Here is a 12,771-nt window from a genome sequence, read left to right on the forward strand (position 1 = left end):
GTGCCGGGTGGGTGGGCCCGTGTTGAGAAGGCACCCCGCGCGCACCTCTTTTGGTTCGGTCGCCTTCGGGGCGCTGGGAGCCGGTGTCGAGAGCCCCACCGTGCTCGACCCTTCGGGCCTCCGCGCGCTGGGGCTCTCGACACCGGCGCGCCCCTACGGCTCCCTCTCGGCCGTCGGCGTGGGGACAGGCCAACTTGGTGGGCCCTCGCCCGGGGTTGAGCTGAACGCCGTAGGTTTCAAGGGCGAAAAGCGGCGGGCCCCCGGCGCTGGATTCGCCAGGGGCCTGCTTTTCTGCTGTTTGCGCTGATCAGACGCTCGTCGCGCCGACCTCCACACCGTGGTCGGCGGCGAGGCGGCGCAGGTCGTCGAGCTCGGCCTGTTCCACCTCGACGAGGAAGTCGTCGCCCTCGTCACGAGCCCGCGTCAGGTCGGTCTCGGTCGCCCTTATGCGCTGCAGAAGTCCTGCGGTGAATGCGTCCATGCTGCGCCCCCTCGTCCTGGGTCGTGGGTCGTTTGGCACGGGGGTGTGCCGTCCGGAAGGGGCGATCACGTCTGCGGATGGGGTGCCCAGCGCTGCCCTGGCTGGGCGGCGACGGTGCCGGACACCCACGCCCGCTCTGCGGAAGCGGTTGGACGTACCACAAGGTGGCTTGCCACGTGCAGAGCGTGATCGCGGGGTGTAAAGCCGTCCTCCCCGCGCTCCCTTCCGTGGAAACCTCAACCCACCGAGAAAATCCCGCATTCCCGGGCCTCACACCGGACCTTCATCTTGCGCCCGGCCGCCTTACAGCCGACTTATGGCCGAAAAGGGCAGGATGGAGGTCACACAGCCACGAAGACCCTGCCCGTGTGCGCCGAGGCGCGCTACGCGGGTGGACAGAGGAAGGACAAGCGACGTGCGCGTACTCGTCGTCGAGGACGAGCAGCTGCTCGCCGATGCGGTGGCCACCGGACTGCGCCGGGAGGCCATGGCCGTCGACGTCGTGTACGACGGTGCGGCCGCCCTGGAGCGCATCGGCGTCAACGACTACGACGTGGTCGTCCTCGACCGCGACCTCCCCCTCGTGCACGGCGACGACGTCTGCCGCAAGATCGTCGAGCTCGGCATGCCCACACGCGTGCTGATGCTCACCGCGTCCGGCGACGTCAGCGACCGTGTCGAGGGCCTGGAGATCGGCGCCGACGACTATCTGCCCAAGCCCTTCGCGTTCAGCGAGCTGACGGCACGCGTGCGTGCCCTCGGGCGTCGTACGAGCGTGCCGCTGCCGCCCGTCCTGGAGCGCGCCGGCATCAAGCTCGACCCGAACCGCCGCGAGGTGTTCCGCGACGGCAAGGAAGTCCAGCTCGCGCCCAAGGAGTTCGCCGTCCTGGAGGTGCTGCTGCGCAGCGAGGGCGCCGTCGTCTCCGCGGAGCAGCTCCTGGAGAAGGCCTGGGACGAGAACACGGACCCGTTCACCAATGTCGTGCGGGTGACCGTCATGACGCTGCGCCGCAAGCTCGGCGAGCCCCCGGTCATCGTCACCGTCCCCGGCTCCGGTTACCGGATCTGATCCACTGTGGCCACGACCCCCGCGCCTCCCCAGGCGCCCCCGAAGCCCACGTGGGACCCCAGAAGGCCCGAACCGCCGTTCCCCTGGCTGCGTCCCACCATCCGCATAAGGCTCACGCTGCTGTACGGCGGCATGTTCCTGATCGCCGGCATCCTGCTGCTGTCGATCATCTACCTGCTCGCCGCGCACGCGTTGAACGTGGGCAGCGATCTGCCGTTCAAGATCCTCGAAGGCTCGGTGAGCAGCAAGACCTGCAACTTCCCGTCGCAGCCGTCGGCGACCGAGATGAACAGCGCGATGAACGAGTGCGTCAACGAGCAGCGCCAGCACGCTCTTGACGACCTGCTCAGCCGCTCGCTGCTGGCCCTGCTCGGCCTCGCGATCATCGCCTTCGCCTTCGGGTACGCGATGGCGGGCCGGGTGCTGTCCCCGCTGGGCCGGATCACCCGGACCGCCCGCGCGGTGGCCGGCTCCGACCTGTCCCGCCGGATCGAGCTGGACGGCCCGGACGACGAGCTCAAGGAACTCGCGGACACCTTCGACGAGATGCTGGACCGGCTGCAGCGGGCCTTCACCGCCCAGCAGCGCTTCGTGGGGAACGCGTCGCACGAGCTGCGCACCCCGCTGGCGATCAACCGCACTCTCCTGGAAGTGCATCTGTCCGATCCCGGCGCCCCCATCGAGCTCCAGCAGCTCGGCAAGACGCTGCTGGCCACCAACGAGCGCAGCGAGCAGCTCGTCGAGGGTCTGCTGCTGCTCGCCCGCAGCGACAACCAGATCGTCGAGCGCAAGCCCGTGGACCTCGCCGAGGTCGCCGAGCAGGCCGTCGACCAGGTGAACGGCGAGGCGGCGGCCAAGGGAGTGGTGATCCGCGGTGAGCAGAAACCCGCGGTCGTCCAGGGCAACGGCGTCCTGCTGGAGCGGATCGCCCTGAACCTGGTGCAGAACGCGGTGCGGTACAACGTGCCGGAGGACGGCTGGGTCGAGGTCACCACCGAGGTGCAGCACGGTCATGCGGTGCTGGTCGTCTCGAACACGGGTCCGGTGGTCCCGGCGTACGAGATCGACAACCTCTTCGAGCCCTTCAGGCGGCTGCGTACGGAGCGAACGGGCAGCGACAAGGGTGTGGGGCTCGGTCTGTCGATCGCGCGGTCCGTGGCGCGCGCACACGGCGGCCATATCTCGGCCCAGCCGCGTGAGGGGGGTGGACTCGTGATGCGAGTCACCCTGCCCATCTGAGATCATGTCGCCGACACACAAGGATGTTCGCTTTGCGCGGAATTTTCTGGCCGCTTCTCCGGCACCCTCGTGTGTGATCGATCACAAGCGCGATTTTCAGGCCATCTACTCTCCGTGATCATGCACCCTGTCGGAAAGCCGGGATAATCCGGGTTTTCGGGGGTCTTGATCACGGGAAGTACACGGTGAGGTGCCTTTGAAGAGCGGCATGAGGACCGTGTACGGTCCCCTTCGCCATCCAAGCCGATCACTCTTGAGGGGTCCGGTTGGGTGTCGATTGAGTAACAGACCTTGATGTGAGGCAAAATCTCCGCCTCAGGTCGGGCACAAGTCCGGCCTCTCACGCGTTACGTGCGCTGGAGACACCGCAGACACCCAGAGGGGGAGAGCGCGACATGGCAACGGATTACGACACCCCACGCAAGACCGACGACGACGTCGACTCGGACAGCCTTGAAGAGCTCAAGGCGCGTAGGAACGACAAGTCGACTTCCGCAGTGGACGTCGACGAATTCGAGGCCGCCGAGGGCCTCGAGCTGCCCGGAGCGGACCTCTCGAACGAAGAGCTGGCCGTCCGGGTGCTGCCCAAGCAGCAGGACGAGTTCACCTGCATGAGCTGCTTCCTGGTGCACCACCGCAGCCAGCTGGCCCGCGAGAAGAATGGCCAGCCGATCTGCCGCGACTGCGACTGAGGAGGGGTCGGCCGTGACTGGCTCGACCCCACCCTGGAAGCGCCGCTCCCTCAAGCCGGGAGCGGACGAAGGACCGACCGACGGTCCTCATGGCGCGCGTGACGACGAGCGGGGCTCATCCGACCAGGGATCAGCCTCGCTCGAACCGGCGGCCGACCGGGCTGACTTCCCGGTGCCGGCGGACGTTCCCGCAGCCGCCCCCGTCGCCAAACGACGGGTGGCGGTCATCCGGGACAAGGCCAAGGAAGGCGTCCGTAAGGGCGGCAGCCGGGCCAGGGCCGGTCTGGCGTACCTCGCCGACCGCATCATCGACATCGCCCCGCGGATCCCCGTACGGGACCTCGAGGCGCTTCGGCGACAGTTCCCGGGCCTCGACCCCGAGCAGCTCGCCGACAAACTGGTGGCGGGCGCGGCGAACGCGACGTCGACGGTCGGCGCGGGAATCGGAGCCGCGGCGATGCTGCCGGTGCCCCCGGCTATGCCCACCGAACTGGCCGCCGAGATCACCGGCGTCGCCGCGATCGAGCTGAAGCTGATCGCCGAGCTCTACGAGGTCTACGGCGCCCGTCCGCCCGGCGACCTCCGGCAGCGCAGCACCACGTATCTGAACTCCTGGTCCGGGGAGCGCGGTATCGACGTGACCAAACCGTCGACCATGAGCGCCGCGCTGAACGGCCACATGAAGCGCGAGCTGCGCCAGCAGATCATGAAACGCATGGTTCGCGACCTGCCGAACCTGATGCCCTTCATGGTCGGCGCCGCCGTCGGAGCGGTCATGAACCGCCGGGACACCAAGAAACTCGCCGAGCGCATCCGCAAGGACCTGCGCAAGGCCCAGGTCCCGTGGGACGCGCTGCCTGAACTGCCGCCCCTGGAGACCCCGCCGGACCCGCTCCGGATGGGTGAGATCCCGAAGGAACTCGGTCGCTAGAGGGCCGGTTCCTAGACCGCGGCCCGCGCCGCCTTCAGGGCCTCCGCCAGCCGCTCCGGCTCACGGGTCGACAGATACAGGTACGGCGTCGGGTCGTCCGGGTCGGTGACCTCGACGCGCAGCGCCCTCGGGATGTACGAGCGCAGCAGCAGGAAGGCGCGGGTGTCGGCCTTGTAGGTGCGCCAGGCGCGCGCCTCCTCCGGGTCCAGGATCTCCGCCTCGCCCAGGGCCGTCACCGGGATCTTCGCCTCGCCGGCGATCAGCTGGTCGCCCACGATCCGGATGCGCAGCGAGCCGTAGGAGCTGGCCATGACGGATGCGGCCGCGGTGCCGCCGACCAGGCCGCCGAGCAGCGGCAGGGTGCCGAAGGGCAGCAGGATCAGGGCGAAGGAGACGCCCACCAGGAACGAGATGAACCACCACGAACGGGGGGCGGTGAGGCGCTCGTCGTAGGGGGAGGCGGAAAGCTGCATGGAGCCAAGCTTGGCACGGTGTCCGGAACATACCGACGCGCGGGTAAGGTCTGCGGCTGTGAGTGGTACTTCTCCAGCTCTTGAGCCCCCGTCCGACGCCGTGAAACCGGTGCGGCACCCTGACGCGCCCGCGCCGGGCGAGCTGCTCGGTGCGCACTACGAACAGTGTTTCGGATGTGGTGGCGACCAGTCGCACGGGCTGCACCTGGAGGCGCGGGCCGGTGAAGGCGTCACCATCACCGCCGAGTTCACCGTGCGGGCCGCCCATCAGGGCGCCCCGGGCCTCGCGCACGGCGGTGTGCTCGCCAGCGCGCTGGACGAGACCCTCGGCTCGCTGAACTGGCTGCTGCGGACGATCGCGGTGACCGGCCGGCTGGAGACCGACTTCGTCCGGCCGGTGCCCGTGGACACCGTGCTGTACCTGGAGGCCGAGGTGACGGCCGTGGCCGGCCGGAAGATCTACTCGACCGCCACCGGACGCATCGGCGGCCCCGACGGGCCCGTCGCCGTGCGCGCCGACGCCCTCTTCGTCGAGGTGAAGGTCGACCACTTCATCGACAACGGCCGCCCGCAGGAGATCCGGGCCGCCATGGACGACCCGGACCAGGTCCGGCGTACCCGTGCCTTCGAGGTGAACCCGTGAGCCGTAGCCCCCTGGACGTGCTGATCCGGCGCGTCGACCCGGACGTACCGCTTCCGTCGTACGAGCATCCCGGTGACGCGGGGGCCGATCTGCGGACCACCGAGAGCCGGGAACTGAAGCCGGGTGAACGGGCCGTGCTGCCCACGGGGGTGTCTATCGCGCTCCCCGAGGGGTACGCGGCCTTCGTGCACCCTCGTTCGGGGCTCGCCGCCCGCTGCGGTGTTGCCCTGGTGAATGCCCCGGGGACGGTTGATGCCGGGTACCGTGGGGAGATCAAGGTGATCGTGGTGAATCTCGACCCGTACGAGTCGGTTCGGTTCGAGCGCTTCGACCGGATCGCCCAGCTGGTCGTCCAGCAGGTCGAGAGGGTCCGCTTCCAGGAGGTCGCGGAGCTTCCCGAATCGGCGCGGGCCGAGGGGGGCTTCGGGTCCACCGGCGGTCACGCCGCCGTGGGCGGCACCACGGGTGGGAATCGATACGCTTCGGTCGTATCCGACCGGGAAGGACAGTGACGTGTTCGGACGTCGCAAGAAGGGCACTGCCGCCGAGGACGCGGCGAGCGAGGCCGAGCAGGTCGTCGACGACGTCGACACTGAGGCGGACGAGTCGGTCGAGCGCGTGAAGCTCGAGCCGGAGCCCCGCCCCGACGGACCCTGGGACGACTCGGAGGTCGGCGACCCCGCCGAGGGCCGGGTGGACCTGGGCGGTCTGTTCGTGCCGGGAGTCGACGGCATGGAGCTGCGGGTCGAGGTCGCGGGCGACGCGATCGTCGCCGCCACCGTGGTCCTCAAGGACAGTGCCATCCAGTTGCAGGCCTTCGCCGCTCCCAAGCGGGAGGGCATCTGGGGTGAGGTCCGCGAGGAGATCGCCAGCGGCATCACCCAGCAGGGCGGCATCGTCGACGAGGTCGAGGGGCCACTGGGCTGGGAGCTGCGCGCGCAGGTTCCGGTGCAACTGCCGGACGGCACGGGCGGTTTCCAGGTCGTGCGGTTCGTCGGCGTGGACGGTTCGCGCTGGTTCCTGCGCGGGGTGATCTCCGGGCAGGGCGCGGTGCAGCCGCAGGCGGCCGGTCTGCTCGAACAGATCTTCCGGGACACGGTCGTCGTGCGCGGCGAGGGCCCGATGGCGCCCCGCGACCCGATCGTCCTGAAGTTGCCGAACGACGCCCAGATGGTTCCCGAGGGCGTCCAGCAGGAGGAGGCGGGTTCCCGCTTCTCCGGCGGTATGGGCCAGTTGCAGCGCGGACCGGAGATCACCGAGGTCCGCTAGCGGGAACACCGGAACAGGCGAAAAAGGGCTGTACCCCTCCGGGGGTGCGGCCCTTCGTCGTGCGCGCACTCTTGACGGCTCATTGGTCCGTACCTATGGTCTCGGCTCAACGCCCAAGTTCATGAGGGTGCTCTGTGTTCACATACGAGAACGGAGTCACCGTGCGCCGCGCTGCCCTGCTCTCCGTCGTCACCGCGCTGGTGCTGGGCTTCTTCGCCCAGCCCGGCACCACCGCCCAGGCGGCCCCCGCCACCTTCGTCCATCCCGGAGTCGACGTCTCCCGGAGCCAGTTGGACTTCGCCCGCACCGAGGTCCTCGCCGGCGCCCAGCCCTGGAAGGGCGCCTACGACCAGATGATGGCCAGCTCCTACGCCAGCCTGAGTCGCACCCCGAAGCCCAGAGCCGTCGTCGAGTGCGGCTCGTACTCCAACCCCAACTACGGCTGCACCGACGAGCGCGAGGACGCGATCGCGGCCTACACCGACGCGCTCGCCTGGTACATCACCAAGGACGCGCGCTACGCCCAGAAGGCCATCGAGATCATGGACGCCTGGTCGGCCACGATCACCAGCCACACCAACAGCAACGCGCCCCTCCAGACCGGCTGGGCAGGCTCCTCCTGGCCCAAGGCCGCCGAGATCATCAAGTACACGTACACCGGGACGTGGACCAACTCGGCCCGCTTCTCGACCATGCTGCGCAACGTGTACCTGCCCGAGATCATCAACGGCTCCAATTCCAACGGGAACTGGGAGCTGACGATGATGGACGCCGCGGTCGGCATCTCCGTCTTCCTGGAGGACAAGACGTCGTACGACAAGGCCATGGCGATCTTCCGGACGCGGACGGCCGCGTACATCTACCTCGCCTCGGACGGTTCCGTACCGAAGACCGTGCCGAGCCAGAACCTCAACACCACGGCGAAGATCGTCAGTTACTGGCAGGGCCAGTCGACCTTCGTCACCGGGCTCACCCAGGAGACGTGCCGCGACTTCACGCACACCGGGTACGGCCTCTCCTCGATCTCGCACGTCGCCGAGACCAGCCGGATCCAGGGCGCCGACCTCTACGGCACCGACGTGGGGGAGCGGCTGCGGCAGGCGCTCGGGTTCCAGGCCAAGTACCAGCTGGGCACGGCCGTCCCGAGCTGGCTGTGCGGCGGGTCGCTGACCCTCGGGCTCGGGCCGGTCACCGAGGTCGGCTACAACGCCCTGCACAACCGCCTGGGCATCGCCATGACCAACACCCAGACGCTCACCCTGAACAACCGCCCGGCCGGCAGCAACAACCTCTTCGTGGCCTGGGAGACCCTCACCCACGGCGACAACCCCAACTGAACATCCTGAACATCGCCGGATCCTGATGCCCGTACGGTGCCGTAGCCGTACGGGCATCAGGGATGCGTCAAAGACGTCCCGTCCCGCGCTCGCCACCCCATTTGTCGGACTTATTGGCCGTAAAGTCGACGCTGCGTACACGGGTGTGACGGGAAGACAATGGGGCCATGGGACGCGGCAAGCTTCGGATCTACCTCGGTGCGGCACCGGGCGTCGGCAAGACGTACGCCATGCTGTCCGAGGCCCACCGCAGGGTGGAGCGGGGCACCGACTGCGTGGTCGCCTTCGTGGAGCACCACGACAGGGCCCGCACCGAGGTGATGCTGCACGGCCTGGAGCAGGTCCCGCGCGCGGAGCTGGCCTACCGGGGGACCGTCTTCACCGAGATGGACGTCGACGCGGTGCTGCGCCGGGCCCCCGCCGTCGCCCTGGTGGACGAACTCGCCCACACCAACATCCCGGGCTCCCGCAACACCAAGCGCTGGCAGGACATCGAGGAGCTGCTCGCGGCCGGTATTGATGTGGTGTCCACCGTCAACATCCAGCACCTCGAGTCCCTCGGCGATGTCGTCGAGTCGATCACCGGAGTGCGGCAGCAGGAGACCGTGCCCGACGAGGTCGTCCGGCGGGCCGACCAGATCGAACTCGTCGACATGTCGCCCCAGGCGCTCCGTCGCCGGATGGCGCACGGCAACATCTACAAGCCCGACAAGGTCGACGCGGCCCTGTCGAACTACTTCCGGCCCGGAAACCTCACCGCCCTGCGGGAGTTGGCGCTGCTGTGGGTGGCCGACCGGGTCGACGAGTATCTCCAGGAGTACCGCAGTGAGCACCAGGTCTCGGCGATCTGGGGTTCGCGCGAGCGGATCGTCGTAGGACTGACCGGCGGGCCGGAAGGACGGACGTTGATACGGCGGGCCGCGCGGCTCGCCGAGAAGGGGGCCGGCGGTGAGGTGCTGGCCGTCTACATCTCCCGCAGCGACGGCCTGACCGCGGCCTCCCCGAAGGAACTCGCCCTCCAGCGCACGCTCGCCGAGGACCTCGGCGGGACCTTCCACCACGTAGTGGGCGACGACATCCCGGCCGCGCTGCTCGACTTCGCGCGCGGGGTGAACGCCACGCAGATCGTCCTCGGCTCCTCGCGCCGCAAGACCTGGCAGTACGTCTTCGGGCCGGGGGTGGGCGCCACGGTCGCCCGCGAGTCCGGTCCCGACCTGGACGTCCACATCGTCACCCACGAGGAGGTCGCCAAGGGGCGCGGGCTGCCCGTGTCCCGGGGTGCGCGGCTCGGGCGGGCCCGGATCGTCTCGGGGTGGCTGGTCGGCGTGGTCGGGCCGGTGGGGCTCGCGATCCTGCTGAACGCCGTCCATCTCGGCCTCGCCAACGACATGCTGCTGTTCCTGTCGCTGACGGTGGCGGCGGCGCTACTCGGCGGGCTGCTGCCGGCGCTGGTCTCGGCGGCCCTCGGCTCGTTCCTGCTGAACTACTACTACACGCCCCCGCTGCACCGGCTGACGATCGCCGACCCCAAGAACATCGTCGCCATCGCGATCTTCGTCGGCGTCGCCGTGTCCGTGGCCTCCGTGGTGGACCTCGCCGCGAGACGCACCCAGCAGGCCGCCAGACTGCGCGCCGAGTCGGAGATCCTGTCCTTTCTCGCGGGCAGCGTGCTGCGCGGCGAGACCAGCCTGGAGGCCCTCTTGGAGCGCGTCCGGGAGACCTTCGGCATGGAGTCCGTGGCCCTGCTGGAGCGCAAGAGCGATGTGGAGCCCTGGACCTGCGCGGGCCGGGTGGGCGTCGGGGCGCCGCTGGAGCGGCCCGAGGACGGCGACGTGGACATGCCGGTCGGCGACCACATGGCCCTCGCGCTGACCGGCCGGGTGCTGCCCGCCTCCGACCGCCGCGTCCTCGCCGCCTTCGCCGCGCAGGCAGCCGTCGTACTGGACCGCAGGCGCCTGCGTGAGGAGGCCGACCAGGCCCGTGCGCTCGCCGAGGGCAATCGCATCCGTACGGCCCTCCTGGCGGCCGTGAGCCACGATCTGCGGACGCCGCTGGCCGGCATCAAGGCGGCCGTGTCGAGTCTGCGGTCCGACGACGTGGCGTGGTCCGAGGAGGACCAGGCCGAGCTGCTGGAGGGCATCGAGGCCGGCGCCGACCGGCTCGACCACCTCGTGGGCAACCTGCTCGACATGTCCCGCCTCCAGACCGGCACGGTCACGCCGATCATCCGCGAGATCGACCTCGACGAGGTGGTGCCGATGGCGCTCGGCGGGGTCCCCGAAGGCAGCGCCGAACTCGACATCCCGGAGACGCTGCCCATGGTGGCCGTCGACCCCGGGCTCCTGGAGCGCGCGGTGGCCAACCTGGTCGAGAACGCGGTCAAGTACAGCCCGCCCGGCGAAACCGTCCTGGTGTCCGCCAGCGCCATCGCCGAGCGCGTCGAGGTACGGGTGGTCGACCGGGGCCCGGGAGTCCCGGACGAGGCCAAGGACCGCATATTCGAGCCCTTCCAGCGCTACGGCGATGCCCCGCGCGGCGCCGGAGTGGGACTCGGTCTCGCCGTGGCGCGCGGCTTCACCGAGGCGATGAACGGCACCCTCAACGCCGAGGACACCCCCGGCGGCGGCCTCACCATGGTGCTCACGCTCCGCGCGGCGGACGGCATCGTGGACAACGCGCATGACGTGTTTGACGTACAACCGGAAAGGCAGGCCTCATGACCAGGGTCCTCGTGGTCGAGGATGAGCCGCAGATCGTGCGGGCCCTCGTGATCAACCTCAAGGCGCGGAAGTACGAGGTCGACGCGGCCGCCGACGGCAAGACCGCCCTCGACCTCGCCGCCTCCCGCCACCCGGACGTGGTCGTCCTCGACCTGGGGCTGCCCGACATGGACGGCGTCGAGGTGATCCGGGGGCTGCGCGGCTGGACCCGGGTGCCGATCCTCGTGCTGTCCGCGCGGCACTCCTCCGACGAGAAGGTCGAGGCGCTGGACGCGGGCGCCGACGACTACGTCACCAAGCCGTTCGGCATGGACGAGCTGCTGGCCCGGCTGCGGGCCGCCGTGCGCCGGGCCGAGCCCACCGGGGGCGGCGAGGACGACGTCCTGGTCGAGACCGAGGAGTTCACCGTCGACCTGGCCGCCAAGAAGGTCCAGCGGGACGGGCGGGACGTACGGCTGACCCCCACGGAGTGGCATCTGCTGGAGGTGCTGGTGCGCAACACGGGGCGGCTGGTCAGCCAGAAGCAGCTGCTCCAGGAGGTGTGGGGGCCGTCGTACGGGACCGAGACGAACTACCTGCGCGTGTACATGGCCCAGCTGCGGCGCAAGCTGGAGACGGACCCCGCGCATCCGAAGCACTTCATCACGGAGCCCGGTATGGGATACCGGTTCGAGCGCTAGGGCCGCGGGTACGTCGCTGTCGGTGGACCCCGGTACGCTTCAGATATGAGCGCTGTCCCTCGTTCCGAAAAGCCGGCCGGACGGTTCCGGCGGATGCTCGACCGGCTCTCCACCTCGCAGGAGGACCTGGAGTCGGAGGAGCTGCGTGAGGACGCCGAGACCGAGGGCTGTGTCCGGATCGGCGACTGCCACGACCGACAGATCGTGACGGTTACTGGTACGTTGCGCACGGTCACGCTGCGCCCCCGGGCGGGAGTTCCGGCCCTGGAGGCCGAGCTGTTCGACGGTTCGGCCGCGCTGGACGTGGTGTGGCTCGGCAGGCGTTCCATCGTGGGGATAGAACCGGGGCGCAAGCTGATCGCGTCCGGCCGGATCTCGATGAGCAGAGGCCGCCGGGTGCTCTTCAACCCCAAATACGAACTGAGACCCCTCGGACGGGAGTAGCCGGTGACGTCGCTCGACAAGCCGACCGCGGACACCGTGGACGCCGAAGACAGCGAGCAGGATGTCCGGGCGGTGACCGAGGCAGCCCTCTTCGAGGCGTTCGGCGGACTGCGCGGCATGATCGAAACGGTCCTGCCCGGTCTCCTCTTCGTCAGCATCTTCACCATCAACAAGAACCTGCACTGGTCGGCGATCGCCGCGCTGGCCGTGGCGCTGGCCCTGGTCGTGGTCCGGCTGGTGATGCGGGACACCGTCAAGCACGCCTTCAGCGGCGTCTTCGGCGTCGCCTTCGGTGTCGTCTTCGCGATGATGACGAACAACGCCAAGAACTTCTATCTCCCCGGCATGCTCTACACGTTGGGGCTCGCGCTCGCGTACATCATCACGACGCTCGCGGGCGTACCGCTGATCGGCCTGATCCTCGGCCCGGTCTTCAAGGAGAACCTCTCCTGGCGGACCCGCAACCCCGGCCGCAAGAAGGCCTACGCGAAGGCCAGTTGGGCCTGGGGCCTGATCCTCCTCGCCAAGTGCGCGATCCTCTTCCCGCTCTACTGGTGGGCCAACACCGCCCAACTGGGCTGGGTCCTGGTCGCGTTGAAGATCCCGCCCTTCCTCCTCGCCGTCTGGCTCACCTGGGTCTTCCTGGCGAAGGCGCCCGCGCCGATCGACGTGTTCGCGGAGATGGAGGCGGAGGAGCAGGCGGAGAAGGAACGCAAGGCTGCCGCGGAGGCCTCCGGCGAGGTCGGTGCGCGACACCGGCGTGATGGGTGACCGTTCGTCGCGGTGGGCGTCC

At 69.4% G+C, this 12,771-nt stretch carries 14 protein-coding genes; 12 read left to right on the top strand and 2 right to left on the bottom strand.

Going from position 1 to position 12,771, the window contains the following annotated elements; translation table 11 throughout:
* Positions 1-307 precede the first annotated feature (307 nt).
* Positions 308-481 (bottom strand): hypothetical protein, encoded by a 174-nt coding sequence (locus ACNFOC_RS11265; RefSeq protein WP_019061061.1) that lies wholly within the window; start codon positions 479-481, stop codon positions 308-310.
* Between the two features lie 415 nt (positions 482-896).
* Between ACNFOC_RS11265 and ACNFOC_RS11270 the strand changes: the two genes are divergently transcribed.
* The 4 genes from ACNFOC_RS11270 to ACNFOC_RS11285 all read left to right on the top strand — a co-directional run bounded on the left by ACNFOC_RS11270 (position 897) and on the right by ACNFOC_RS11285 (position 4,412).
* Positions 897-1,550 (top strand): response regulator transcription factor, encoded by a 654-nt coding sequence (locus ACNFOC_RS11270; protein WP_010983842.1) that lies wholly within the window; start codon positions 897-899, stop codon positions 1,548-1,550.
* Positions 1,551-1,556: 6 nt separating this feature from the next.
* The gene (locus ACNFOC_RS11275; protein ID WP_416958949.1) at positions 1,557-2,789 is read left to right on the top strand and encodes a sensor histidine kinase; all 1,233 of its coding nucleotides are present in this window, start codon (positions 1,557-1,559) and stop codon (positions 2,787-2,789) included.
* 395 nt (positions 2,790-3,184) lie between these two features.
* Positions 3,185-3,481, top strand: coding sequence for a DUF4193 domain-containing protein (locus tag ACNFOC_RS11280; RefSeq protein ID WP_005481602.1), 297 nt, complete (start codon positions 3,185-3,187; stop codon positions 3,479-3,481).
* Between the two features lie 13 nt (positions 3,482-3,494).
* Complete coding sequence (locus tag ACNFOC_RS11285) at positions 3,495-4,412, top strand: hypothetical protein (RefSeq protein WP_416958950.1); 918 nt, start codon at positions 3,495-3,497, stop codon at positions 4,410-4,412.
* Positions 4,413-4,423: 11 nt separating this feature from the next.
* Here ACNFOC_RS11285 and ACNFOC_RS11290 read toward each other — a convergent pair whose 3' ends face one another.
* Positions 4,424-4,885 carry a DUF3093 domain-containing protein gene (locus ACNFOC_RS11290; RefSeq protein ID WP_416958951.1) on the bottom strand — a complete coding sequence of 154 codons (462 nt, stop codon included), beginning with the start codon at positions 4,883-4,885 and terminating at the stop codon, positions 4,424-4,426.
* Between the two features lie 58 nt (positions 4,886-4,943).
* On the opposite strand from ACNFOC_RS11290, the gene ACNFOC_RS11295 reads away from it, so the two are divergent.
* The 8 genes from ACNFOC_RS11295 to ACNFOC_RS11330 all read left to right on the top strand — a co-directional run bounded on the left by ACNFOC_RS11295 (position 4,944) and on the right by ACNFOC_RS11330 (position 12,749).
* On the top strand, positions 4,944-5,528 hold the full coding sequence (locus ACNFOC_RS11295) for a PaaI family thioesterase (protein ID WP_416958952.1): 585 nt from the start codon (positions 4,944-4,946) through the stop codon (positions 5,526-5,528).
* A complete protein-coding gene (gene dut / locus ACNFOC_RS11300; RefSeq protein ID WP_416958953.1) occupies positions 5,525-6,040 on the top strand; it encodes a dUTP diphosphatase in 516 nt (171 codons plus the stop codon). Before ACNFOC_RS11295 ends, dut begins: the two co-directional genes overlap by 4 nt.
* 1 nt (position 6,041) lies before the next feature.
* Positions 6,042-6,797, top strand: a complete 756-nt coding sequence (locus ACNFOC_RS11305) for a DUF3710 domain-containing protein (protein ID WP_406121205.1) — start codon at positions 6,042-6,044, stop codon at positions 6,795-6,797.
* Positions 6,798-6,958: 161 nt separating this feature from the next.
* Positions 6,959-8,134, top strand: coding sequence for an alginate lyase family protein (locus tag ACNFOC_RS11310; RefSeq protein ID WP_416958954.1), 1,176 nt, complete (start codon positions 6,959-6,961; stop codon positions 8,132-8,134).
* Between the two features lie 167 nt (positions 8,135-8,301).
* Positions 8,302-10,854 (top strand): ATP-binding protein, encoded by a 2,553-nt coding sequence (locus tag ACNFOC_RS11315; protein WP_416958955.1) that lies wholly within the window; start codon positions 8,302-8,304, stop codon positions 10,852-10,854.
* Positions 10,851-11,534, top strand: a complete 684-nt coding sequence (locus tag ACNFOC_RS11320; protein ID WP_019061071.1) for a response regulator — start codon at positions 10,851-10,853, stop codon at positions 11,532-11,534. The genes ACNFOC_RS11315 and ACNFOC_RS11320 overlap by 4 nt, the downstream gene beginning before the upstream one ends.
* A gap of 45 nt (positions 11,535-11,579) precedes the next feature.
* Entirely contained in the window at positions 11,580-11,978 is a 399-nt protein-coding gene (locus tag ACNFOC_RS11325) for an OB-fold nucleic acid binding domain-containing protein (protein ID WP_200678990.1), read from the top strand.
* A 3-nt stretch (positions 11,979-11,981) separates the two neighbouring features.
* Positions 11,982-12,749 (top strand): DUF3159 domain-containing protein, encoded by a 768-nt coding sequence (locus ACNFOC_RS11330; RefSeq protein ID WP_416958956.1) that lies wholly within the window; start codon positions 11,982-11,984, stop codon positions 12,747-12,749.
* Positions 12,750-12,771: the final 22 nt, after the last annotated feature.

The organism is Streptomyces colwelliae (genome assembly GCF_048158785.1).
In the GTDB taxonomy this organism is placed as follows: Bacteria; Actinomycetota; Actinomycetes; order Streptomycetales; family Streptomycetaceae; genus Streptomyces.